Annotated in this window: 22 protein-coding genes and 1 pseudogene; 6 read left to right on the top strand and 17 right to left on the bottom strand. The window is 70.9% G+C overall.

Translation table 11 applies throughout. The features are described from left to right. Positions 1–31 precede the first annotated feature (31 nt). Positions 32–481 (top strand): SPW repeat protein, encoded by a 450-nt coding sequence (locus OG959_RS31985; protein ID WP_326664089.1) that lies wholly within the window; start codon positions 32–34, stop codon positions 479–481. A gap of 136 nt (positions 482–617) precedes the next feature. Here the strand turns inward: OG959_RS31985 and OG959_RS31980 are convergent, their stop codons facing one another. After that, on the bottom strand, positions 618–1277 hold the full coding sequence (locus OG959_RS31980) for a TetR/AcrR family transcriptional regulator (protein WP_326664087.1): 660 nt from the start codon (positions 1275–1277) through the stop codon (positions 618–620). A 156-nt stretch (positions 1278–1433) separates the two neighbouring features. Between OG959_RS31980 and OG959_RS31975 the strand changes: the two genes are divergently transcribed. Genes OG959_RS31975 through atzF form a run of 4 tightly spaced genes read left to right on the top strand, consistent with a single transcriptional unit; the run spans position 1434 to position 8120 of the window. Then, entirely contained in the window at positions 1434–2252 is an 819-nt protein-coding gene (locus OG959_RS31975; protein WP_326664085.1) for an urea amidolyase associated protein UAAP1, read from the top strand. Then, positions 2249–2872, top strand: a complete 624-nt coding sequence (locus OG959_RS31970) for an urea amidolyase associated protein UAAP2 (RefSeq protein ID WP_326664084.1) — start codon at positions 2249–2251, stop codon at positions 2870–2872. The genes OG959_RS31975 and OG959_RS31970 overlap by 4 nt, the downstream gene beginning before the upstream one ends. A gap of 14 nt (positions 2873–2886) precedes the next feature. After that, positions 2887–6429, top strand: coding sequence for a 5-oxoprolinase/urea amidolyase family protein (locus tag OG959_RS31965; protein ID WP_326666754.1), 3543 nt, complete (start codon positions 2887–2889; stop codon positions 6427–6429). Continuing rightward, positions 6429–8120, top strand: a complete 1692-nt coding sequence (gene atzF / locus OG959_RS31960; protein ID WP_326664082.1) for an allophanate hydrolase — start codon at positions 6429–6431, stop codon at positions 8118–8120. The genes OG959_RS31965 and atzF overlap by 1 nt, the downstream gene beginning before the upstream one ends. 137 nt (positions 8121–8257) lie before the next feature. Here atzF and OG959_RS31955 read toward each other — a convergent pair whose 3' ends face one another. The 12 genes from OG959_RS31955 to OG959_RS31900 all read right to left on the bottom strand — a co-directional run bounded on the left by OG959_RS31955 (position 8258) and on the right by OG959_RS31900 (position 20600). Then, the gene (locus tag OG959_RS31955) at positions 8258–11092 is read right to left on the bottom strand and encodes a DEAD/DEAH box helicase (protein WP_326664080.1); all 2835 of its coding nucleotides are present in this window, start codon (positions 11090–11092) and stop codon (positions 8258–8260) included. A gap of 44 nt (positions 11093–11136) precedes the next feature. Next, positions 11137–12045: a diacylglycerol kinase gene (locus OG959_RS31950; RefSeq protein ID WP_326664078.1), complete on the bottom strand. Its 909-nt coding sequence runs from the start codon at positions 12043–12045 to the stop codon at positions 11137–11139. Positions 12046–12063: 18 nt separating this feature from the next. Then, a complete protein-coding gene (gene tatC / locus OG959_RS31945) occupies positions 12064–13020 on the bottom strand; it encodes a twin-arginine translocase subunit TatC (RefSeq protein ID WP_326664076.1) in 957 nt (318 codons plus the stop codon). A 49-nt stretch (positions 13021–13069) separates the two neighbouring features. Further along, on the bottom strand, positions 13070–13357 hold the full coding sequence (gene tatA, locus OG959_RS31940) for a Sec-independent protein translocase subunit TatA (RefSeq protein ID WP_326666752.1): 288 nt from the start codon (positions 13355–13357) through the stop codon (positions 13070–13072). A 226-nt stretch (positions 13358–13583) separates the two neighbouring features. Continuing rightward, entirely contained in the window at positions 13584–13781 is a 198-nt protein-coding gene (locus OG959_RS31935; protein WP_148016158.1) for a hypothetical protein, read from the bottom strand. Positions 13782–13846: 65 nt separating this feature from the next. Then, positions 13847–14125: a hypothetical protein gene (locus OG959_RS31930; protein ID WP_326664074.1), complete on the bottom strand. Its 279-nt coding sequence runs from the start codon at positions 14123–14125 to the stop codon at positions 13847–13849. A gap of 18 nt (positions 14126–14143) precedes the next feature. Continuing rightward, positions 14144–15100, bottom strand: a complete 957-nt coding sequence (locus tag OG959_RS31925) for a helix-turn-helix transcriptional regulator (protein ID WP_326664073.1) — start codon at positions 15098–15100, stop codon at positions 14144–14146. Between the two features lie 13 nt (positions 15101–15113). After that, the gene (locus OG959_RS31920; RefSeq protein ID WP_326664072.1) at positions 15114–16067 is read right to left on the bottom strand and encodes a helix-turn-helix transcriptional regulator; all 954 of its coding nucleotides are present in this window, start codon (positions 16065–16067) and stop codon (positions 15114–15116) included. A gap of 175 nt (positions 16068–16242) precedes the next feature. After that, complete coding sequence (locus OG959_RS31915) at positions 16243–16617, bottom strand: FKBP-type peptidyl-prolyl cis-trans isomerase (RefSeq protein WP_326664071.1); 375 nt, start codon at positions 16615–16617, stop codon at positions 16243–16245. 43 nt (positions 16618–16660) lie between these two features. Then, entirely contained in the window at positions 16661–17623 is a 963-nt protein-coding gene (locus OG959_RS31910) for an FKBP-type peptidyl-prolyl cis-trans isomerase (RefSeq protein WP_326664069.1), read from the bottom strand. Between the two features lie 139 nt (positions 17624–17762). Next, positions 17763–19124 carry a Pup--protein ligase gene (gene pafA, locus OG959_RS31905; protein ID WP_148016152.1) on the bottom strand — a complete coding sequence of 454 codons (1362 nt, stop codon included), beginning with the start codon at positions 19122–19124 and terminating at the stop codon, positions 17763–17765. A gap of 216 nt (positions 19125–19340) precedes the next feature. Beyond that, a complete protein-coding gene (locus OG959_RS31900) occupies positions 19341–20600 on the bottom strand; it encodes an MFS transporter (RefSeq protein WP_326664067.1) in 1260 nt (419 codons plus the stop codon). Positions 20601–20732: 132 nt separating this feature from the next. On the opposite strand from OG959_RS31900, the gene OG959_RS31895 reads away from it, so the two are divergent. Further along, entirely contained in the window at positions 20733–21770 is a 1038-nt protein-coding gene (locus OG959_RS31895) for a LacI family DNA-binding transcriptional regulator (protein ID WP_326664065.1), read from the top strand. Positions 21771–21828: 58 nt separating this feature from the next. On the opposite strand, the gene prcA is transcribed toward OG959_RS31895, so the two are convergent. The 4 genes and pseudogenes from prcA to OG959_RS31875 all read right to left on the bottom strand — a co-directional run bounded on the left by prcA (position 21829) and on the right by OG959_RS31875 (position 24063). Then, the gene (gene prcA / locus OG959_RS31890; protein ID WP_306081579.1) at positions 21829–22692 is read right to left on the bottom strand and encodes a proteasome subunit alpha; all 864 of its coding nucleotides are present in this window, start codon (positions 22690–22692) and stop codon (positions 21829–21831) included. A 59-nt stretch (positions 22693–22751) separates the two neighbouring features. After that, complete coding sequence (gene prcB / locus OG959_RS31885) at positions 22752–23597, bottom strand: proteasome subunit beta (RefSeq protein WP_326664062.1); 846 nt, start codon at positions 23595–23597, stop codon at positions 22752–22754. Beyond that, positions 23549–23740 (bottom strand): annotated as a pseudogene (locus OG959_RS31880) (endonuclease domain-containing protein); the annotation flags it as partial. The pseudogene OG959_RS31880 and the gene prcB, both read right to left, overlap by 49 nt. Before the next feature lie 104 nt (positions 23741–23844). Next, on the bottom strand, positions 23845–24063 hold the full coding sequence (locus tag OG959_RS31875; RefSeq protein WP_326664060.1) for a ubiquitin-like protein Pup: 219 nt from the start codon (positions 24061–24063) through the stop codon (positions 23845–23847). Between the last annotated feature and the right edge of the window lie 30 nt (positions 24064–24093).

The raw sequence follows: 24093 nt of genomic DNA, 5'->3' as shown, positions 1-24093 counted from the left end.
GGCCAGGCCTGCAGGACCAAAGGAGACGAACATGTCAAACGTCTCGCACGCCGGTCACGACATGACCGGACACCCCGACGTCTCCGAAATGCGTGACCGCTACGACCGGATGATGGGTGGCCGCGACGTGGCACTCGTCGACGGGCCGGTGTTCCTGGTCGGTCTGTACTGCGCCGTATCGCCCTGGGTGCTGCACTTCACGACCTCGCAGGCCCCGCTCGTGACGCACAACCTGATCATGGGTATCGCGATCGCCGTGCTGGGGCTGGGGTTCACCGTGATGCCGCAGCGGATGTACGGCCTGAGCTGGGCCATCTGCGCCATGGGTGCCTGGATGGTCATCTCGCCCTGGGTGGTGGGCAGCAGTCCGGACATGGGCGTCGTGCTCAACAACGTCATCATCGGCGGTCTGACCGTCCTGCTGGGGCTGGTCTGCGCGGGCGCGTCGATGAGAAGCGGCAGCAGCGGCGCCCGGGCCTGAAGCCCCCGCCCTCCCGCCGTTCGGCACGTCCCGTCCGTCCCGGAGGAAGGATCAACCACCGTTGCCGGCCGGTCCGCGTGACAAGGACCGGCCGACAGCCGTGCCCGGGAACCGGCCGCCGGTCACGGCGGCCGGCTCAGCCCTCGCGCCGCGCTCCCGGACCCGGCCCCACGATCCGCAGCGCCGCGTCCGCCGTCGCCGCCGCGAACACCTCCGTCTCCCGCTCGGGCTCCGACAGATGCACGAGGATCACGCCCTCGATGAGCCCGAAGACCAGGTCCGCCCGGAGCCGCGCCTCGTCCGCTGCGAGCGCCGCGCCCGACTCGGTGGCGACCAGCAGTTCCCCGTACGCCGAGCGCAGCGCCGCCCGTACCCGGTGGAAGTCCGCGAAGCGCTCGGCCCGCACCTCCGGCAGCACGTACAGCGCACCCAGGTTGTACGGCCCCCCGCACAACAGGGCCACGTCCGCCCGGCACAGCTCCCACAGACGGTCCTCGGCGGGCCTGCCCCCGTCCGCGAGCAGCTTCTCGGCGAGGGCGAGCGAGGGGGCGACGGTCGACTCCAGGAGCGCCGCCAGCAGATCCTCCTTGCCCGCCACGTAGTGGTACATCGTCGCCTGCCGCATGCCCGCCCGTTCGGCGACGGCCCGGGTGGTGGTCGCCGCGTACCCACGCGTGGTGAACAACTCCGCTGCCGCGGCCAGAAGTTCGTCCCGCGCGGACAGCCCGCTGTCCGGGCGCTGGGTGGCGCGCGGCCGGCCGACCCGCCGGCCGCCGGTTCCTGAGGTACTGGGCATGGGCCGATCGTCGCACATCCCCGTCCGTCGCGATCTTGGTGAGTACTCGGTAACTCCCGCGCAACGAACGGGCAATGGCCATGACTCTCCGGCGTCCTAATTTCTGTCGCGCGACAGAAACAAGCATCGGCAACACGTCGAGCCGGAGGTTCAGCCATGGCGACAGCGACGACACACGGAGCCCGGGACCACGCCCGCGCCCAGCACGGCACCCGTCACGGGGCCATGCCGGTGGTGCCCGCGAGCGACTGGCCGGACGCCGCCCCCGGCACCCCGGTCTGGGCCGAGACGGTCGCGGGCGGCAACTACACGCACCGCGTCCTGGCCCGGGGCACCGAACTGCGCCTCACCGACCTGGCCGGCGAGGCCTGCGCGCATCTGCTGCTGTACGCGGACGGGCGGCCGTGGGAGCGGCTGAACACCGCGGACACCGTGAAGGTCCAGTGGAACGCCTACCTGGGCGCCGGCCGGCTGCTCCTCTCCGACCAGGGACGGGTGCTCGCCTCGGTGACCGCCGACTCCTCGGGCCGGCACGACGCCCTGTGCGGCACCTCCACCCTGCGGAGGAACACCGAACGGTACGGCGACGGCACCCCCCAGTCCGCCTCCCCCGCGGGCCGCGAACTGCTGAAGCTCGCCGCCTCGAAGAACGGTCTCGAGCCGCGCGACCTGCCGCCGTCGCTCTCCTTCTTCCAGGGCGTCCGGATCCACGAGGACGGCACCACCGAGTTCACCGGTTCGGCCGGACCGGGCACCTCGGTGACGCTGCGCGCCGAGCAGGACCTGACCGTGCTGATCGCGAACGTCCCGCATCCGCTGGACCCGCGCCCCGCCTACACGAGCACCCCGCTGGAGGTGCTGGCCTGGCGCGCCCGGCCGACGTCACCGGGCGACGCCCTGTGGGACGCCACGCCGGAGGGCCGCCGCGCCTTCCTCAACACCGCCGACTTCCTCACCGCCCGGGGGCTCGCATGACCACGTCCGCCACGGTCCTTTCGACGACCGTCATTCCCGCCCGCGCGGCCTGGTCCGCGACCGTCCGGGCCGGAGAACACCTCACCCTCACCGATCTGCACGGCAACCAGGCGGTGGACTTCCTGGTGTACGACGCCCATGACACGGCGGTCCGCTACAGCGCGCCCGACACGATCCAGGCCGGGGGCGGCCTCTTCCTCACCACCGGCAGCGTGCTGATGTCGAACGAGCACACCCCGCTGATGTCGGTCACCGCGGACACCTGCGGCCGTCACGACACGGTCGGCGGCGCGTGCTCGAAGGAGTCCAACACCCTGCGCTACGGCCATCACACCTGGTCGCAGCATGCCTGCGTGGACAACTTCCTGGCGGAGGGCGCCCGGCACGGGCTGGGCAAACGCGATCTGGTGTCCAACATCAACTGGTACATGAACGTGCCCGTGGAGCAGGACGGCACGCTCGGCATCGTCGACGGGCTCTCCGCACCGGGCATGGCCCTCACCCTGCGGGCGGAGACGGATGTGCTGGTGCTGGTCTCCAACTGCCCCCAGATCAACAACCCCTGCAACGCCTTCGACCCGACGGCGGTAGAGGCCACCCTCACCGGGACGAGCCGATGACCTCCGAGGCACCGATGACCTTCGACACGCTGCTGATCGCCAACCGTGGCGAGATCGCCGTGCGCATCATCCGTACGGCCCGCCGCCTCGGTCTGCGGACGGTCGCCGTCTTCTCCGATCCTGACCGGTCGGCCCCGCACGTCCGGCTCGCGGACACGGCGGTGCGGCTGGGCCCGGCACCTGCCAAGGAGTCCTATCTGGACGCCGATCTGGTATTGCGGGCCGCGAAGGACACCGGGGCCGGGGCGATCCACCCCGGTTACGGGTTCCTGTCCGAGGACGCGGAGTTCGCCCGCCGCTGCGAGGAGGCGGGAATCGTCTTCGTCGGGCCGACCGCCGCCCAGCTGGACCTCTTCGGCGCCAAGCACACGGCCCGCGCGGCCGCCGAGGCGGCGGGTGTCCCGCTCGCCCCCGGCACCGGACTCCTCCCGGACCTCCCGTCGGCGCTGACAGCCGCCGCGCGTATCGGCTATCCCGTGATGCTGAAGGCCACGGGCGGCGGCGGTGGCATCGGCATGTCGGCCTGCCGGTCGGCCGAGGGGCTCGCGGACGCCTGGGAGCGGGTGCAGCGGGTGGCCGCCGCGTCGTTCTCCTCGGCGGGGGTCTTCCTGGAACGGCTGGTGGAGGACGCCCGCCACGTCGAGGTCCAGGTGTTCGGCGACGGGCACGGCCGGGTGGTGACGTTCGGCGACCGCGACTGCTCCCTTCAGCGCCGTAACCAGAAGGTCCTGGAGGAGGCCCCGGCCCCCGATCTCCCCGACCGTGTCCGCGCACAACTGACCGACTCAGCACGGGAGCTGTGCGCCTCGGTCGGCTACCGCTCGGCCGGAACGGTCGAGTTCGTGTACGACGCCGCGCGGTCCGAGGCGTACTTCCTCGAGGTCAACACCCGCCTCCAGGTCGAGCATCCCGTCACCGAGGAGATCCACGGCGTCGACCTCGTCGAGTGGATGCTGCGGCTGGCCCAGGGCGAGACCTCCGTCGTACGGCAGCCGGACGCACCGCGTGGCCACGCCGTGGAGGCGCGGGTCTACGCCGAGGACCCGAGCCGCGACCACCGCCCGGGCGCCGGTCTGCTCACCCGGGTCGACTTCCCCCGGGGCGAGGGCCTGCGCGTGGACGGCTGGATCGAGACGGGGACGGAGGTCACGACGGCGTACGACCCGATGCTCGCCAAGATCATCGCTTACGGCGCCGACCGTGCCGAGGCTCTGGCGCGGCTGGACGCGGCACTCGCCACCACCCGGATCGACGGCATCGAGACCAACCTCGGGCTGGTCCGGGCCGCGCTGGCCGACGAGCGGGTCCGTGACGCGACCCACTCCACGGCGACGCTCGCCACGATCGACGACCCGACGCCCCGCATCGAGGTGGTCTCCGGCGGCACGCTGACCACCGTGCAGGACTGGCCGGGCCGCACCGGCTACTGGCAGGTCGGCGTCCCGCCGTCGGGCCCCATGGACGACCTGTCGTTCCGGCTCGGCAACACCTCACTCGGCAACGCCCCGGGCGCACCCGGCCTGGAGTGCACCCTTCAGGGCCCGGCGCTGCGCTTCACCCACCCCACGACGGTGTGTGTCACGGGCGCGGCGGCCCCGGTGACGGTCGACGGCGTACCGGTCCCCCAGTGGGAGCCGCTGACCGTCCCGGCCGGCGCCACCCTCACGCTCGGCGCCCCGCAGGAGCACGGCCTGCGGACCTACCTCCTGTTCGCGGGCGGCGGCCTGGACGTCCCGGAGTTCCTGGGCAGCGCGGCCACGTTCACGCTCGGCCGCTTCGGCGGGCACGGCGGCCGGGCCCTGCGCACGGGCGACGTGCTGCACGGCGGGTCGTGCGTGGCGGACGGCACCCCCGTACCGGTCGGCGAGCGCCCCGCTCTCACGGGCACCTGGCAGATCGCCGCGGCCGAAGGCCCGCACGCGGCGCCGGAGTTCTTCACCGAGGAGGACATCCACGACTTCTACGCGGCCGACTGGAAGGTGCACTTCAACTCCGCCCGGACCGGCGTCCGCCTCATCGGTCCGAAGCCGCGCTGGGCCCGGGCGGACGGTGGCGAGGCGGGTCTGCACCCGTCCAACATCCACGACACGCCGTACTCCGTGGGCGCGGTCGACTACACCGGCGACATGCCCGTACTGCTGGGCCCGGACGGCCCCTCGCTCGGCGGCTTCGTCTGTCCGGCCACGGTGGTGACGTCCGAACGCTGGAAGCTGGGCCAGTTGCGTCCGGGCGACACGGTCCGCTTCCTGCCCGTGACCGTCACCGGTGAGCCCCGCCCCGAGATCACCGACGGCGGCATCCTGTACCGCGACGACGTCCTCACCTACCGCCGCAGCGGCGACGACAACGTCCTGGTCGAGTACGGGCCGATGCAGCTGGACCTCGCCCTGCGCATGCGCGTCCACGCCCTCATGGAGGCGCTGACGGCGGCGGCCGTCCCCGGCATCACCGGCCTGACCCCGGGCATCCGCTCCCTCCAGGTCCAGACGGACCCCACCGTCCTCGCCCAGCCCGAACTCCTTGACCTCCTCCACCGCACCGAGGCGGCGCTCCCGCCCACGGACGCCCTGACCGTGCCGTCCCGGACCGTGCACCTCCCGCTGTCCTGGGACGATCCGGCGACCCGCGAGGCGATCGCCCGCTATATGGCGGGGGTCCGCGACGACGCCCCGTGGTGCCCGTGGAACATCGAGTTCATCCGCCGGGTCAACGGCCTGGACTCGGTCGACGACGTCTACCGCACGGTGTTCGACGCCGAGTACCTGGTGATGGGTCTCGGTGACGTGTACCTCGGCGCACCGGTGGCCACCCCGCTGGACCCGCGCCACCGCCTCGTCACCACCAAGTACAACCCGGCCCGCACCTGGACCGCGGAGAACTCCGTCGGTATCGGCGGCGCCTACCTCTGCGTCTACGGCATGGAGGGTCCGGGCGGCTACCAGTTCGTCGGCCGCACCACCCAGGTCTGGTCCGGCTGGCAGCAGCGCGGCGCCTTCGAACCGGGCTCCCCGTGGCTGCTGCGGTTCTTCGACCGCATCAAGTGGTACCCGGTGGAGGCCGAGGAACTCCTGGAACTGCGCGCCGACATCATCTCCGGCCGGTTCGTCCCGCGGATCGAGGAGGGCGAGTTCTCACTCGCCCGGTACGAGGAGTTCCTGGCCGGGAACGCGGAATCGATCGCCGCGTTCCGCAGCCGCCAGGGCACGGCCTTCGGCGCCGAGCGGGACGCGTGGGAAGCGGCGGGCGAGTTCGCCCGGGCGGAGGCCGCCGACGCTCCGGCGCCGCCGGCCGCCGAGGTGACGGTACCGCCGGGCGGGCGACTGGTGGAGGCCGAGTTCGCGGCCTCGGTCTGGCAGCTCAACGTGGCCGAGGGCGACACGGTGACGGCGGGTCAGCCGCTGCTGGCACTGGAGGCGATGAAGATGGAGTCCCGGGTACACGCCCCGGCGGACGGTGTGGTGGAGAGGATCCTCACCCGCCCCGGTGCTCAGGTGGAGGCCGGAACGGCCCTGGTCACCCTGGCCCCACTCACCCGTACGAACCGAGGAGCACCCTGATGTCCACTCCTGTCCTCACCCGGATCCGCGCCGCGTACGCCCGGATCGAGGCGGTGGACCGCCCGGAGATCTGGATCGGCCTGCGCCCGCAGGAAAACCTGGAGGAGGAGGCCCGCACCCTCCAGACCCGCCTCGTCGCAGGTGAGTTCCTTCCGCTGGCGGGCCGTCTGCTCGCGGTCAAGGGCAACATCGACGTGGCCGGCCTGCCCACCACGGCGGGCTGTCCCTCCTACGCGTACGAACCGGCGGCGGACGCCCCCGCCGTGGCCCGCCTCCGGGCCGCCGGAGCGCTGGTCATCGGCACGACGAACCTGGACCAGTTCGCCACGGGCCTGGTCGGCACCCGCTCCCCCTACGGCGCGGTCGCGAGCGCCCACGCCCCGGACCGCGTCAGCGGCGGTTCCAGCTCCGGCTCCGCGGTGGCCGTGGCCCTCGGCATCGCTGACCTCGCCCTCGGTACGGACACGGCGGGCTCCGGCCGGGTCCCGGCGGCGTTCAACGGCATCGTGGGCCTGAAACCGACCCGGGGCCTCGTCCCCACGGACGGCGTGGTCCCGGCCTGCGCGAGCCTGGACTGCGTCACCGTCTTCGCCCGTACGCTCCCCGAGGCGGAGCAGGCCCTCGCCCTGATGGCCACCCCCACCCCCGTCCCCGTGCCCGCCCGCGTCGCGGGCCCGTGGCGGATCGTGGTGCCGCCGACTGACCAGCTGGGCGAACTGGACCCAGGCTGGGCAGAGGCCTACGCGGCCGCGGCGGAACGCCTCCGCGCGGCGGGCGCCGTCCTGCACCCCGTCGACCTCTCCCCGTTCACCGAGGCCGCGGCGATGCTGTACGCGGGGGCGTTCGTGGCGGAGCGCTACACGGCGGTGGGCACGTTCGTCGACAGCGGCCCGGCGGACCTGGATCCCACGGTGGCGGGCATCATCACCGCGGCCCGGGACATCCCGGCCCATCGCCTGTTCGCGGACCGGGACCGGCTGGCGGAGCTCCGGCGCGCGGCCGAGGCCGCGCTGGGCGATGCGGACGCCCTGCTGCTCCCGACAGCGCCCGGCCACCCCACGCTCGCCGAGGTGGCGGCGGACCCGCTGGGCGCGAACGCGCGCCTCGGCCGGTTCACCAACTCCACCAACCTGTTCGACCTGTGCGCGGTGGCCGTACCGGCGGGCGAGGTGTCGGGCCTGCCGTTCGGTGTGATGCTGATCGGCCCCGCCCACGCGGACGAACGCCTGGCCCGCATCGCCGCCCTGCTGACCCCGCCCGTCCGCATCGCGGTGGCCGGCGCCCACCTGACGGGCGAGCCGCTCAACCCCCAGCTCCTGTCGCTGGGCGCCCGCCTGATCCGTACGACGACCACGGCCCCCGTCTACCGCCTGCACGCCCTGGCGACCACACCGCCCAAACCGGGCCTGGTCCGCACCGACGAGGGCGGCGCCGCGATCGAGACGGAACTCTGGCACCTGCCCGCCGAGGGCCTGGGCACCCTCACCGCAGCCCTCCCCCACCCCATGGTGCTGGGCCGGGTGGACCTGTCGGACGGCACGACGGCGGTGGGCTTCCTGTGCGAGCCGTACGCGGTGGAGGGCTCGAAGGACATCACGGAATACGGCGGCTGGCGCGCATACAGGACCACACCCCCTGCCGACCCCTCCGGCACTCCAACCGCCCCGCCATCCAGCCCCTCCGGCGTTTGAGGAGCGGGGGTCCGGGGGCGGAGCCCCCGGTTACGGGAAGGGGCGGGGAGGGGACAAGGCCCGCCGCAGGCGCACCCCACCTGCTCCACCCCCGACCAACGGCCCCGCACTCTGCACGACGCGCCACCCCAGGGCCCTCACCCCACAGAGCTGTAAGCCACCACTCCCCGCAACACCTCATCAACCGCCTTCCGCGCATTGCGCCCCACAGAACTCCCCTCACGAGGAGCCGCCGCAGCCACCTGCCCCAGCACGTCGATCACCTGCTTGCACCACCGTACGAAGTCCCCCGCCGGCATCTCCGCCTCGCGCAGCACCTCGTCCAGCGTCCGGCCGGACGCCCACATGTACACCGCCCAGGCGAAGCCGAGATCGGGCTCGCGCTGACCGACCCCTTCCGCCTGGTTGATCTTGAAGTCCTCCTCCAGGGCGTCGAGACGCCCCCAGATGCGGACCATCTCGCCCATCGCGGTCTTCGCCGGACCGGACGGCAGCTTCGGAGCCACCGCGTCATCGGCCTGCCGCGCCTCGTACACCAACGCCGAGACGCACGCCGCGAGTTCGGCCGGGTTGAGGCCCTCCCACACACCGGCCCGCAGGCATTCGCTCGCCAGCAGGTCCAGTTCGCCGTACAGCCGGGCCAGTCGCCGCCCGTGCTCGGTGACCTCGCTGCCCCTGAGGTAGTCGAGCTCGGTGAGCAGGGCCACGATCCGGTCGAAGGTGCGGGCGATCGTGTTCGTCCGCCCCTCGATCCGCCGCTCCAACTGCTGAGTGTCCCGCTGCAGCCGGTGATACCGCTCGGCCCACCGCGCGTGGTCCTCGCGCTCGTCGCACCCGTGGCACGGGTGGGCGCGCAACTCGGCGCGGTAGCGGGCGATCTCACGGTCGTCGGCGGCGACGGACCGGTCCCTGCGGTGCCGGTCCGGCACGATGTGCCCGGCCTTGGTGCGCAGCGCGGACGCCAGGTCCCGACGCGACTGCGGCGAGCGCGCGTTGAACGACTTCGGGACGCGCATCCGCTCCAGCGCCTCCACCGGAACCGGGAAGTCGATCGAGGCCAGCCGCTTCACCTGGCGCTCGGCCGTCAGCACCAAGGGCCGCGGACCGTCGTGGTACTCCATCCCCCGATGCCCGTGCCCGTTGGTCCGCCCGGCAGGCAGTCCGGGATCCAGGACGAGCGCCAGCCCGGCGAACTTGCCGGTGGGCACATGGATGACATCGCCGGGCTTGAGCTTCTCCAGGGACGCCGCGGCCGCTGCTCGCCGCTGCGAGGCGCCCTGCTTGGCGAGCTCCGTCTCCCGGTCCTTGAGGTCACGGCGCAGCCGCGCGTACTCCTCGAAGTCACCGAGGTGGCAGGTCATTCCCTCCTTGTAGCCCTCCAGGCCCTCCTCGTTCTTCTGGACCTGGCGGGAGATCCCGACGACGGAGCGGTCCGCCTGGAACTGGGCGAAGGAGGTCTCCAGCAGCTCACGCGAACGGTGCCGCCCGAACTGCTGCACCAGATTGACGGCCATGTTGTACGAGGGCCGGAAGCTGGAGCGCAGCGGATACGTACGTGTGCCCGCGAGTCCGGCCAGCGCGCCCGGGTCCATGCCGCGCTGCCAGAGCACGACCGCGTGCCCCTCGACGTCGATGCCGCGCCGGCCGGCCCGGCCGGTGAGCTGGGTGTACTCGCCGGGAGTGATGTCGGCATGCTGCTCGCCGTTCCACTTGACGAGCTTCTCCAGGACCACCGAGCGTGCGGGCATGTTGATGCCGAGCGCGAGGGTCTCCGTCGCGAAGACCGCCTTGACGAGCCCGCGTACGAAGAGCTCCTCGACGACCTCCTTGAAGGTCGGCAGCATCCCGGCATGGTGTGCGGCGATGCCTCGCTCCAGGCCTTCGAGCCACTCGTAGTACCCGAGGACGTGCAGGTCCTCGGTGGGGATGGACGCCGTGCGCTGCTCGACGATCTCCCGGACCAGCCGGCGCTTGTCCTCGTCGTTGAGCCGCAGTCCGGCGTGCAGGCACTGCTGCACGGCGGCCTCGCAGCCGGCCCGGCTGAAGATGAACGTGATGGCGGGCAGCAGTCCCTCGGCGTCGAGCCGGTCGATGACCTCGGCCCGCGACGGTGTCCAGATCCGGCTGCGCTGGCGCCGCTCGCGCTCGCGGTCCGCCTCGCGCACCATCTTTCCGCGGCGGCGCTCGCGCGGGTTGTATCCGCGCTGGTTCTCCATACGGGCGAGCCGGACCAGGTCGGGGTTGACCTCACGGCGTCCGGACCCGCGGCCGCCGTGGTCGCTCTCCTCCTCGAAGAGGTCGTACATCCGGCGGCCGGCCAGCACGTGCTGCCAGAGCGGCACCGGCCGGTGCTCGGAGACGATCACCTGGGTGTCGCCGCGGACGGTGTCCAGCCAGTCGCCGAACTCCTCGGCATTGGACACGGTCGCCGACAGCGACACCAGGGTGACGGATTCGGGGAGGTGAATGATCACTTCCTCCCAGACGGCGCCCCGGAAACGGTCGGAGAGGTAGTGCACCTCGTCCATCACCACGTAACCGAGGCCGGTCAGCGCCTGGGAGCCCGCGTACAGCATGTTCCTCAGCACCTCGGTGGTCATGACGACCACCGGCGCATCGGCGTTGACGCTGTTGTCGCCGGTCAGCAGGCCGACCTTGTCCGCGCCGTAGCGCTTGACCAGGTCGGCGAACTTCTGGTTCGAGAGGGCCTTGATCGGCGTGGTGTAGAAGCACTTGCGGCCCTGGGCCAGGGCGAGGTGCACGGCGAACTCGCCGACGATCGTCTTACCCGAACCCGTCGGGGCCGCGACGAGCACGCCCTTGCCGGCCTCCAGCGCCTTGCAGGCCTCGATCTGATAGGGGTCCAGATCGAACTCGTACATCTCGCGGAACGGTCCGAGCGCGGTCGCCTGCTCGGCGGCTCGGATCCGGGAAGCCTGGTATCGCTCAGCTGGTGAGAGGTCCTCTGTCATCTTGTCCACGAGCCTACCCGCCGCCTCCGACAGTCACTCGATCTTTAATCGCCCGTGGTGGAACGAGCCCCCAGCACCCGTGCGGCACCCGGCACACAGGTGGCGGTCAGCGGAAGCGCGCCGAGTGGTTCACCGTCCGCGTACGCGGTGACACCGACCGCTTCCAGCGCGATGGAGGAGACCCGGTGCACGGTGACGACGGGGTGGCCGAGGTGCGTTCCCTTGTAGACCTTGGGGAACACCTTGAGGAGCGTGGCGCGGCTGCAGTCGCCGACGACGGTCACGTCGAAGAGGCCGTCGTCCATGACGGCGTCCGCGCAGATCCGCATGCCGCCGCCGTAGGTCGAGCCGTTGCCCACCGCGATGAGCGTCGCCTCGATCTCGCGGAACGCTCCGCCGTCCAGGCTCATGCGGTACCTGATGGGCTTGAAGGCGGCGAGCTCGGCGAGGATCGCCAGGTCGTACTTGAAGCGGCCGCCGACCCAGCGCATCCGGTTGCCGCGGTCGTTGACGCGGGAGTCGAAGCCGGAGGCGAGCACGGAACCGAACCAGCGCTCACCGACCCGGCCGAGGTCGATCTCGCGGACGGCACCGCCCTTGAGCGCCTCGGCGGCCAGCCGTCCCGCCGCGGCCGGATCCCGTATCGGCATACCGAGGGCGCGGGCGAAGTCGTTGCCCGTGCCGACGGCGACGACGCCGAGCGGGGTCAGGGTTCCGGCGACCGCCTGGAGGGCGAGGGACATCATGCCGTCGCCGCCGACGGCTATGAGCGCGCCCGTTCCCCCGGCCACCGCCTCCCGGGCCCGCCGCAACGCGTCGTCGGCGTCCTCGCCGAGCACCGTACGGACGGAGAATCCGGCGTCCCGCAACGCGGAAGCGGCCGGCTGCGCGGCGTGCGCGCCCCGGCCGCGTCCTGCGGTGGGATTGACGAAAAGGGTGATCTCGCTGGTCACCCGGGGGACCTTACAAGGTCAGGTGATGTCGTCGTAACCGTCTCGCCGGGACGATCGTCCGCCGTCCTGTTCCCCGTCCGCCTGCGCGGGCAGGGAAGCCGTCACGTTCTCCATGTCGCCGATGTCCTCGGGCGTGAGATCGAGGTCGGACGCCTCGTCGTCGTCGAGGTCGGCGTCGGGGTTCTCGCGACGCCTCCGCCGGTCGTTGACGATGCAGATGCCGAGCGCGATGAAGTAGAGCAGCACGATCGGCGCGGCCAGTACCACCATCGTCAGCGGGTCACCGGTGGGAGTGGCGACGGCGGCGAAGACCGTGATGCCCATGATCATCGCGCGCCACCAGGACCCGAGCCGCTTGGCCGTGAGGACGCCGGTGAAGTTCAGCAGGACGAGCAGGAGCGGCAGTTCGAAGGCGAGCCCGAACACGATCACCATGCGCGTGACGATGTCGAGGTAGTCGTCGACGGGCAGCAGGTTCGTCGTGTTGTCCGGTGTGAAGTCGAGCAGCACCGCCGCGGTCTGGGGCATCAGGATGTACGCGAGCGCGGCACCCACACAGAACAGCGGCACACCGGCGCCGACGAAGCTCAGCGCGTACTTCTTCTCGTTCCTGTGAAGCCCCGGGGCCAGGAACGCCCAGAGCTGGTAGAGCCAGACGGGAGTGGAGAACAGCACACCCGCCATGAGGGAGACCTTGAGGGCGATGGAGAACGGAGCGACCAGACCGTTCACCGTCATCTCGGCGCAGGGACGGCCGTTCGCCTGCTTCTTCTGGCCGTCGGTGCACCCGACCGACTCCAGGATCGGGCGGATCAGGAAGTCGATCAGATCCTGGTAGAAGAAGGCCGTGATCGACGTGATCACGATGACCGCCACGACCGCGATCAGCAGTCGGTTACGCAACTCACGCAGGTGATCAGCGAGAGGCATCCGCCCCTCGCCGTCCTTCTCCTGCTTGCGGGCAGACTTGAGCAACCCACTTCCCTCGTCTCGTGCGGCAGCTGTCGGTGAAGTCCGTCAGCTGTCAGCTCTGGGTGGTGGGCTTCGCTTCGTTCACCGGGCGGGAGCTCGTCACGTCGCCGGGAGCTGCCTGGATCGTGCGCGCGGCGGCGGGCTGGGCGGCCTGGTCGGCAACCGTTTCCGTCGTGGCCGCGGGCTCGTCGTCCTTCTTCATCGCCTTGGCCTCGCTCTTGAGGATGCGGGCCGACTTGCCGAGCGAACGCGCCATGTCGGGAAGCTTCTTGGCACCGAACAACAGCAGGATGACAGCGATGATCAGAACGATCTCGAGAGGCTTCAGATTGCCCATGATGTGCTTCCTTCTCGCTGAGGCGGCTGGAGGTGGGCTCGCTGCCCTTGGACCGGACACACGTCCGACCATTTCGCTGGAAGCGATCGTAACCCGCGGGAGTAAACGCGAGGCAATGCCTATGCATACTTTCGCTGCGGCCCGCGCCTCCTGCCAGGGCCGTCACCAGCAGCGTACCCCCCGAGCTTGTGAAAGAGGAGGCCGCGCCTGCGCGGATCAAACGGCGGCCCTAGCGCAGGGTTTCGCCGGTGGCAGCGAGATTCGTGGCCGCGCGCTCCAGGTCCTCGGCCGCTCGGTTGATGCGCTCAGTGGTGCTTGTCACCTGGTGACCGAGGCGCTGGGCCTCGATGAAGACCTTGACGGCCAGCACGCCCAGGACGGCGATCCCGAGGAATCCCAGGGCGATGGCGAGCATGGGCCAGAACATGCGCAGTGCCTCGATGTGTCTCGTGTTCGAAGGTTCCGACGGTCCCGAAGGTCCGGAGTGATGCCTCAGGCGCCCGTGTGCAGGCGGAGCGTCCGCACGCCGCCGCCGGTGAGGAGTTCCACTATCCGCTCCCCCGCGGGCCGGCGGACGGACACGCCGCACGTGGGGCAGGTGAAGGAGTAGAACGTGGTCCGGCTGCTCGCCCCGATCGCGAGCCGGAACTCCGCCGCCGCCAGTTCGAACCGCGCCCGGCAATCCGGACAGGCGACCTTGAAACGCACCGAATCGGGAACGACCACGGTCGACACATCGGAAACACCGGACACCACAGACATATTGCCCATATCTCCTCAGGTATCCCCTCAGGCCAGGCCGTCGTACGCGGCGAGCGCCGCACGGGCCGCGGTCCGTGCGCTGCGCGCCAGTTCCGGCGGCGAGACGATGCGGCCCTCCCCGCCGAGCCGGAGCGCGAGTCTTCGGAGCGATGCCGGGTCGGGTGTGCGCAGGGTGATCCGCAGGCCGCCGTCGGGCAGTTCCTCGGCGCTGTCGTGCGGGTAGTACTCGGCGACCCAGCGTCCGCCGGGACCGACCTCGACCACGACCTCCGGGTCCTCCGCGGCGGGCTGCACCAGCCCCTCCGACAGGTCCCGGAGCTCCAGCTCCGGCGGCGCGGCCGGTTCGTCGAGCAGCCGGATCTCGGCGACCCGGTCGAGGCGGAAGGTACGCCGGTCCTCGGAGGACCGGCACCAGGCCTCCATATAGGTGTGCCCGACGGCGAACAGCCGGATCGGGTCCACCTCACGCTCGGTGAGTTCGTCGCGCGCGGGTGAGTAGTAGCGCAGCCAGAGCCGGCGGCGCTCGGAGATCGCCCGGTCCACATCGGCGAAGACGCCGCCCTCGGACTCGAAGGTGACCGAGAGCCGGGAGCTGGCGGCGCCCACCTCACCGGCGGCGGCCTCCAGCTTGGCGGTGGCCCGCAGCAGGGCCTGACGGTCGCTCTCGCGCAGGCCGGGCAGCGTCGCGACGGCGCGGGCGGCGACGAGCAGGGCCGTCGCCTCGTCGGCCGCGAGCCGCAGCGGCTCCGCGACGTCGTCCGGGTTGTGCCACCAGATGCGGTCGCCGTCGGTGTCGATGTCCAGCAGGTCGCCGCCGCGGAAGCTCGTCCCGCACATGGGCAGGACGTCGAGGTCCGAGATCAGCTCGTCCTCGGTGATCCCGAAGGCCCGCGCGACGTCCTGGACATGGGCCCCGGGGCGCTCACGCAGATACGTCACCAGGGAGAGCATCCGGCGGGTCTGGTCGATGGCGTTCGTGGCCATGAATACGGTCCCCTCAGTCCTTGGCCACGGCGCGCAGCCGGTCCACCACGTCGGCCCGCAGATCCGCAGGTTCGGTCACGACGACGTCCGGGCCGAACTCGACGAGCCAGGCGTCCAGACCGTGTCCGTACGGAATCTCCAACTCCTCCCACCCGTCCCCGAGTTCCCGGACCGATATCGCCCGGGCCCGGAGGGGGTAGCCGGAGTCGGCCCGCAGCCTGATCAGCGCGGTGCGGGTCGCCGTCTCGCCCGCCCAGCTCTCGACGGTCTCGCGGACGGTGACCACATCGGGGACCTCGGCGGTGAAGGCTCCGGCGCGCGAACGCACCTTGCCCGCGATCCGGGAGAGCCGGAACACCCGCTCGGCACCCCGCCCCCGGTCCCAGCCGGCGAGGTACCAGTGGCCGCGCCAGCACTCCAGCGTCCACGGCTCGACCTGGCGCTGCTCGGGGCGTGCCGCATTGGCCTTGCGGTAGTCGAAGGTCACCGGCCGGCGGTCGCGGCAGGCGAGCATCAGCGGCTCGAACGCGGCCTCGTGGACGGGGATACGGGGTTCGAGGGCGCTGTGCACCTCGTAGGCGTCCTCCGCCTCCGGCATGCCCGCGGCCCGCAGCTTCTGCAGGGCTCCGCTGGCCGCACCGGCCAGCCGGGCCTGCTGCCAGACCTTGGCGGCCAGCCCGAGGGCGGCGGCCTCCTCGGCGTCCAGCGTGATGGGGGGCAGCCGGTTGCTGTCGCGGCGGGCGAGGTAGCCCGTGTCGCCGTCCAGGTTCTCCACGGTCTCGATGACCAGACCGAGCTCGCGCAGATCGTCCTTGTCGCGCTCGAACATCCGGTTGAAGGCGTCGTCGGATCCCGCCTCGAGGTAGGCCTCGATGGAACCGCGCAGTTCGCGCTTGCTGAGCGGGCGCCGGGTCCCCAGCAGACACAGTGCCAGGTTCATCAGCCGCTCGGCCTTGGCAATCGCCATCGACGCCCTTTCTGTTTTGCTCTACGACCCTCGACCGTACCGCTCCGGGGTGTCCGGACAAAAGCCAGTGCCGTGGCGGGCAACGTTTGCCCGCACCTGCACGGTCAAACGTTGCCCGCCACGGCACTGGGGCCCGTGCCTTGCGGCACGGGCCCTCAAAGCGCGGGGCGCTGGATCAGACGGCGACCAGGTCGCAGACGAAGATCAGCGTCTCGCCCGGGGCGATGGAGCCGCCGCCGGCGCCGCGGTCACCGTACGCGAGGTGCGCGGGGATGGTCAGCTGGCGACGGCCGCCGACCTTCATGCCCTGCACGCCCTGGTCCCAGCCCTTGATGACCTGGCCGGCACCGAGCTGGAACTGGAGCGGCGTACCGCGGTTCCAGGAGGCGTCGAACTCCTCACCGGTGGAGAAGGCCACGCCCACGTAGTGGACGGAGACGGTCTGGCCGGCCTGGGCCACGGCGCCGTCGCCTTCCCAGATCTCCTTGATCTCCAGGTCGGCCGGCGGCTCGCCACCCGGGAAGTCGATCTCGGGCTTCTCGATGCTCACTGACTTGCTCCTCTAAATGATGAACTGGGCAACCGGGACAGTCTTACATCTTTGCGAGGATGTCCACGGCGAAGACGAGCGTGGAGTTCGCGGGGATGGACTGCTGCGCCTTGTCACCGAGGCCCTGGTCCGGCGGGACGACGAGCAGGACGCGGCTGCCGATCTTCTTGCCGATCAGGCCGTTCTTCAGACCCTTGAGGGTGACCTGGGCCAGCGGGAAGGAGGCGGTCTTGCCCGTCGTGTACGTGTTGTCGAACTCCTTGCCGTCCTTCCAGAGCTTGGCCACGTAGTTCACGACGACCGTGTCGGTCTCCTTCACGACCTCGCCCTTGGACTCCAGCACGTAGTTGGAGACCAGCTTCTTGGGCGGGGTGACCTTGCTGGAGATCGTGAGGGTCGGCGCCTTGCCGTCGGTGTTCGTGCCCACCTTCGGCAGGTCGGTGTTGTCCTGGGCGACCGGGGTGCCCTTGGCCGACGCCGGGATCTGCTTCGCCTTCAGGACGTCGACGACGAAGACGAGGGTGGCGTTCGGCTTGATGTCGCCCTGGCCCGCGGCTCCGTAACCGAGGTCCGGCGGGATCACGAGTTCGACCCTGCTGCCGACCTTCTGACCGACCAGGCCCTTGTCCCAGCCCTGGATGACCATGCCGGCGCCGAGCGTGAGATCGAACGGCTGCTTGCGGTCGAAGCTGTTGTCGAACGGCTTGTCGGAGTCCCAGGCCTGCCCCAGGTAGTTGACCTGGATCGCGTCGCCGTTCTTGAGCGTCGCGCCGTCGCCCTCACTGACGACCTTGGTCTTCAGCTCCTTGGGCGGCGTTCCCGTGCCCTTGGCCAGGGTGGGCTTCTCGCCGAACTTCGCGCCCGCGGTGATGGCGGGGAATCCGCCCTTCGTGGGGGCGGACGCGGACGCGGAGGCGGAAGCGGAGTCGGAGCCCTTGTCGTCGCTGCCGCACGCCGCTGACACCAGCAGCAGGGGGACGACGAGAAGGCCGGCAATTCGGCGCACTGGTTCCTCAGATCTCAGACGGCACATTTGTTGGGACACAGCCCAGGGGTCCCCGACACTCTAGGGCGTGCGCAGGGCCCCGTACGAGGAACGTACGGGGCCCGAGTCGCACAAGAGCCGAGGCGCGTCCTGCGCCGGCTCACATACCCGCGATCAGCTTCTCCACTCGGTCGTCGACGGATCGGAACGGGTCCTTGCACAACACCGTGCGCTGCGCCTGGTCGTTGAGCTTGAGATGGACCCAGTCGACGGTGAAGTCCCGCCGCTGCTCCTGGGCCCGCCGGATGAAGTCGCCCCTCAGCCGCGCCCTGGTCGTCTGCGGGGGCACCGACTTGCCCTCGAAGATCTTCAGGTCGTTGCAGATACGGGCGGCCTGCCCCTTGCGTTCCAGCAGGTAGTACAGGCCCCGGCGGCGGTGGATGTCGTGGTAGGCGAGGTCTATCTGGGCGACGCGCGGATTCGACATGGTCATGTTGTGCTTGGCCCGGTACCGCTCGATGAGCTTGTACTTCATGACCCAGTCGATCTCGGTGCCGATCCGGTCGAGGTCCTCGGCCTCGATCGCGTCGAGGGTGCGGCCCCACAGTTCGAGGACCTTCGCGACGTTGCCCGTGCGGATCCCGCGGCGGTCCACGAAGTCCACGGCCTTCTCGTAGTACTCGCGCTGCACCTCTATGGCGGATGCCTCGCGGCCGCTGGCGAGGCGGACCTTGCGCTGTCCCGTGATGTCGTGGCTGACCTCGCGGATCGCCCGGATCGGGTTCTCCAGCGTCAGATCCCGCATCACCGTGCCCGCCTCGATCATGCGGAGCACCAGGTCGGTCGCGCCGACCTTGAGGAGCATCGTCGTCTCGGACATGTTGGAGTCACCGACGATGACGTGGAGGCGCCGGTAGCGCTCCGCGTCCGCGTGCGGTTCGTCGCGGGTGTTGATGATCGGCCGGGAACGCGTCGTCGCGGAGCTGACGCCCTCCCAGATGTGCTCGGCACGCTGGCTGACGCAGTAGACGGCGCCCCGCGGGGTCTGCAGCACCTTGCCGGCGCCGCAGATCAGCTGCCTCGTGACGAGGAAGGGAATGAGGATGTCCGCGAGCCGGGAGAATTCTCCGTGCCGGGCCACGAGGTAGTTCTCATGACATCCGTAGGAGTTTCCCGCCGAGTCGGTGTTGTTCTTGAAGAGATAGACGTCGCCTGCGATTCCCTCCTCGTGCAGGCGTCGTTCGGCGTCGACAAGCAGGCCTTCGAGAATGCGCTCGCCGGCCTTGTCGTGGGTGACCAGTTCGGTCAGGTTGTCGCATTCGGGGGTTGCATATTCCGGATGCGATCCCACGTCGAGGTAGAGGCGGGCGCCGTTCCGCAGAAAGACATTGCTGCTGCGGCCCCATGACACAACACGGCGGAAGAGGTAGCGCGCCACTTCATCAGGAGACAGTCGGCGCTGTCCCCTGAACGTGCACGTGACGCCGTACTCGTTCTCCAGCCCGAAAATGCGGCGGTCCATGACTGAACATTACGCCTGAAGGGCCGAGCTGAAACCGGGTTCGACGGCACCGTTTCGATCATTTTCCGATCCTCGCACCACAACAGCACTACGCCCGGGAGCTGCGAGGACCTTTCCGGTGGCCGGTGAAGCGGGCGGCGCCACCACTCCACCGGCCCTCGCGTGGGCGTCGTCGCGCCCGTCCCCGGCGGGCCCGCACGGCCACGGCGCCTCCCGTCACGCCTGGCGGCCCTGGCTCACGCCGGGTTCGACGGCGTCGTCCCGGTCGTCTCCCGGACCGCGGACCGCGACGGCTCTGTGCCCGGGGACCGCGAGGACCCTTCCGGTGGACAGCAGCACGATCAGCGCGGCCACCCCGCCGGCCCCCGCCACGGCGAAGCTCCAAGCCGTCCCGCCCAGCTCCACGGCCGGGCCCGCCACCGCCGTGCCCGCCGCAGCGCCCACGCCGAATGTGGTCACCAGCCAGGAGAACGCCTCCGTCACCGTGCCCCGCGGGGCGTGCCGGTCGACGACGATGAACGAGCAGGCGATGGCCGGGGCCAGGAACACCCCGGCGACGGCGGCCAGCACGGTCATCGCCACCACGCCCGGCGTCAGCATCAGCGGCAGATAGCCCAGGGCCAGCAACGCCACGATCACCCGGAGCCTGCGCTCGGGCGGCCCGGACCACTGCCGGGCCCCGTACACCGCTCCCCCGATCAGCGCGCCCAGGCCCAGGGCCGCCATCAGCCAGCCGTAGACGGACTCCCGGCCGTGGTCGTCGGCGTACGCCACACCGGCCACGGTGATGGAGCCCAGCGCCATGCCGACGAAGAAGAACGAGCCGAGCAGCGCCAGCAGCCCGCGCGAGCGCAGCGCGCCCAGCCAGTGCGCCTCGCGCGGGGCGGAGCGCCAGGTCCTGGACGGCTCGGACAGGACGACCGAGAGTGCCCCCAGCACCCCGATCGCGTTGATGACGAGCAGCGCGGCGGCCGGCGACCAGAGGGACACCAGCAGGGTCACCAGCAGCGGTCCGATCGTGAACATGACCTCCTGGGCCACCGCGTCCATCGCATAGGCGCGGTGCACCCGGTCCTCGCTCCCGAGCACGCTCGGCCACAGTGCCCGCAGGCCGCCCTCCAGGGGCGGCGTGAACACCCCGGCCACGACCACCGCCGCATACGCCACCGGCAGGGAACCGAAGCCCGCCACCGCGAGCAGGGCCATGCCGAGGGCCGAGAGGACGGCGGCGGGCAGCTGGACCCGGGGCTGGCCGTAGAGGTCGACCGCACGGCCCAGCAACGGCTGTCCGACGGCCGTGGCCAGCCCGTACACGGCGGCGAGCGCGCCGGCGAGGGTGTAGCTGCCGCCCTCCGCTCGGGTGAACAGCACGATCGCGATGTGCGCGGTGCCGTTCGGCAGCCGGCCCACCAGGGTGCCCGTCAGCAGCCGGGCGGCATGCCGCGCCCGGAGGATGTCCAGATATCCCGCGGCCATGTCCCGCCCCTCTCCTTGGAGCGCCGTTGCGGCCACCCGAGGTTTTACGTATAACTTCCAGGTTCATACGTACCATGAGCCCAGTCCGCAGGTCCATGTCGTCGCGCCTGCCCGACCGGCCCGGAGGCCCGCGTGACCAGCCCAGCACCACCCGGCCCGCCCCGGCCCACCAGCCGCGACGTGGCACGGGCCGCAGGCGTCTCCCAGGCCACGGTCTCCCTGGTCCTCGGCGACAAATGGCGCGGCCGGGTCTCCGAGAGCACCGCCGGCCGGGTGCGCGACACCGCCCGCGACCTCGGCTACCGGCCCAACCTCGCCGCCCGCAATCTGCGCCTCGGCCACACCAGGACCGCGCTGCTGGTCGTCCCCGCCCTGACCAACGAGTTCTTCGCCCGGGTCTACACCGGCGCCGCCGCGGTCGCCGCGGAGCACGGCTTCGGCGTCGTCCTGTACCCGTCACCCGACGGCACGGGGCCGGCCCGGGACCCCTTCGCCTCGGCACGCGCCGCCCTGGACGGGGTGATCGCCTCCTCGATGGCCGCCGACGCCCTGGGCGCCCTGCGCGGCGCCGGACTCCCTCTGGTCATGCTCGACAGCGACCCCGCTGCGCCGGGCCCCGCGGCCAGGGTCAACCTCGACATCGCCGACGGGATGCGTCAGGTGGCCGGTCATCTGCTCGCCCTCGGCCACCGCCACTTCCTCCACCTCGCCTCGGCCATCGACTCCTGGACCTTCGCCGTCCGTGCCCGCGCCCTCCACGAGGCCCTGCGCGGCGTCCCCGCCACCCATGTCCGGACCGTGTCCGCCGCGCTGGACGTACGGGCCGGCCGCGAGGCGGCGGAACACGCGCTGGCTCTCCCGGGGCCCCGTCCCACCGCCATCGTCTGCGACGACGACATCCTGGCCGCGGGTGCCTGCAAGGCCGCCCGCCGGCTCGGGCTGCGCGTTCCGGACGACCTCTCGGTCACCGGCTTCGACGACCTGGCCCTGGCCACGGCGGTCGAGCCGGAACTCACCACGGTGCGGCTGCCCGCCGAGCAGGTCGGTGAGCGGGGCATGAGCGCCCTGCTGGCCGTACTCGAAGGCCGGCAGGCCGAGCCCGGCAGCCTGCCCGTACACCTCGTCGTGCGGGGCTCCAGCGCGCCGCCGCCCGCCGGACCCACCGCATGACTGTGCCCCGGCCCGCCGGGAAGGCGGGCCGGGGCACAGGAGGATCACGCGGAACCGGCTACTCGACGTCGCCGCCGGAGTCGGTGGAGTCACCGGCGCCGGAGGAATCCGGGGCCGCCTTCTTCCCGCCCGGCTTGCCCGTGTCCGTCGTGGCCGCGGAGGTGTCCGCGCCCTCGGCGTCCTCGGTGTCCGAAGGGGCGTCCGTCGGCGTCGCACCGGCGCCGTCGGCCTCCAGCAGCCGGGCGAGCTGCCGGCCGACGATCCGCTTGAACTTGCGCTGCTGCGGCCGCGTACGGTCCAGGACCGCGACCTCCAGCCGCTCCGCGGGGATCTCCCGCTCGCTGCCGTTGGGATCGCGGGACAGCGCCTGCACCGCCAGCTTCAGCGCCTCGGCGAGCGACATCCCGTCGCGGTGGCGCTGGTCGAGGAAGGTGCTGATCTGTTCCGCGTTGCCGCCGACCGCGACCGAGCCGTGCTCGTCCACGATCGATCCGTCGTGCGGCAGCCGGTAGATCTGGTCGCCCTCGGGTCCGTCGCCGACCTCGGCGACCACCAGCTCCACCTCGTACGGCTTCTCGGCCGCACTGGAGAAAATGGTGCCGAGCGTCTGCGCGTAGACGTTCGCCAGTCCACGCGCCGTCACATCGTCGCGGTCATAGGTGTATCCGCGCAGATCGGCGTAGCGCACTCCGCCGATGCGGAGATTCTCGTACTCGTTGTACTTGCCGGCGGCGGCGAAACCGATCCGGTCATAGATCTCGCTGAACTTGTGCAGCGCACGGGACGGGTTCTCGCCGACGAACACAATGCCGTCGGCGTACTGCAGCACAACCAGGCTGCGACCACGGGCGATGCCCTTCCGGGCGTATTCCGCCCGGTCGGCCATGGCCTGCTGAGGTGAGACATAGAACGGCGTCGACACCGGCTATCCGTCCCTTTCTGTCAGTGGCAGGAGCATCGAAGAAGCCTCGGAACGGACGGTCAGAGCAGGGCGGCGCGCGGGCCGTCGGGCTGTTCCAGCCGGCGTTCCAGAACCGAGCGGGCAATCTCGGAGGATTCCGTCTCGGTCAGCTTCCGGAAGCCCTCGTCGGTGATGACGGTGAGGATCGGATAGATACGACGGCCCACGTCCGGTCCGCCGGTCGCCGAGTCGTCGTCCGCCGCGTCGTACAGCGCCTGTACGACGAGCGTGAGCGTCTGCTCCTCCGTCAGGTCCTCGCGGTAGAGCTTCTTCATCGAGTTGCGGGCGAAGATCGAACCGGAGCCGGTGGACGCGTACCCGTGCTCCTCGGAACGGCCGCCGGTGACGTCGTAGCTGAAGATCCGGCCCCGCTCGCGGTCGACGTCGTAGCCGGCGAAGAGCGGCACCACGGCGAGACCCTGCATGGCCATCGCCAGATTGCTCCGGATCATCGTGGAGAGCCGGTTCGCCTTGCCCTCCAGGGAGAGCTGGGCCCCCTCGACCTTCTCGAAGTGCTCCAGCTCCAGCTGGAAGAGCTTGACCATCTCCACGGCCAGACCGGCCGTACCGGCGATACCCACCGCCGAGTACTCGTCGGCCGGGAAGACCTTCTCGATGTCGCGCTGCGCGATCATGTTGCCCATGGTCGCCCGCCGGTCACCGGCCAGGACCACACCGCCGGGGAAGGAGGCCGCGACGATCGTGGTGCCGTGCGGCGCCTCGATGGCCCCCTTCATGGGCGGCAGCTGCCGGTTGCCCGGGAGCATCCCGGGCGACTGGTCGGACAGGAAGTCCATGAACGAAGAGGACCCGGGCGTCAGGAAGGCAGCTGGTAGACGCCCGGTGCTACGAGTGTTGGCTTCCACGCGTTTCCCTCCAGGTAAGCGATGGCCCTGCGCAAGGTGTCAGGATCATCTCCCAACTTGCCTACGGCCGAATTGCAGTTGAAGCACCGTATGCCACGGACCCTACCCGTCCGACGGCGGTGATCCACATGTGTGGCGGAGGCATTCGGACCGATCACGGTCCGAGCCCGCGGATGAAGCCGGCGGTCGTGCGGCACGGGCCGGAGCCCGTGCCGCACGCCGGTCACCGGTGAGGGCGCCGGGCCGGTTACTCCCCGCCCTTTTGGACGAACGAGCGAACGAAGTCCTCGGCATTGGCCTCGAGGACGTCATCGATCTCGTCGAGGACGTCGTCCACGTCGTCGCTCAGCTTCTCCTGTCGCTCCTTGAGGTCCTCGGAGCCCTGCGCCTCCTGGGCCTGCTCCTCGACCTCCTCGGTGGAGCGCGTCGCCTTCTGCTGTCCGCCGCCGGTGTCCTTGGTCGCCATATAGCTCACCCCGCTCGGTTCGAAGCACTT

Origin of the sequence: Streptomyces sp. NBC_00385, from assembly GCF_035917155.1 — a bacterium.
Lineage (GTDB): Bacteria > Actinomycetota > Actinomycetes > Streptomycetales > Streptomycetaceae > Streptomyces > Streptomyces poriferorum.
Note: the sequence above shows the minus strand (reverse complement) of the source record. Positions and strands in the feature narration are given on the sequence as shown.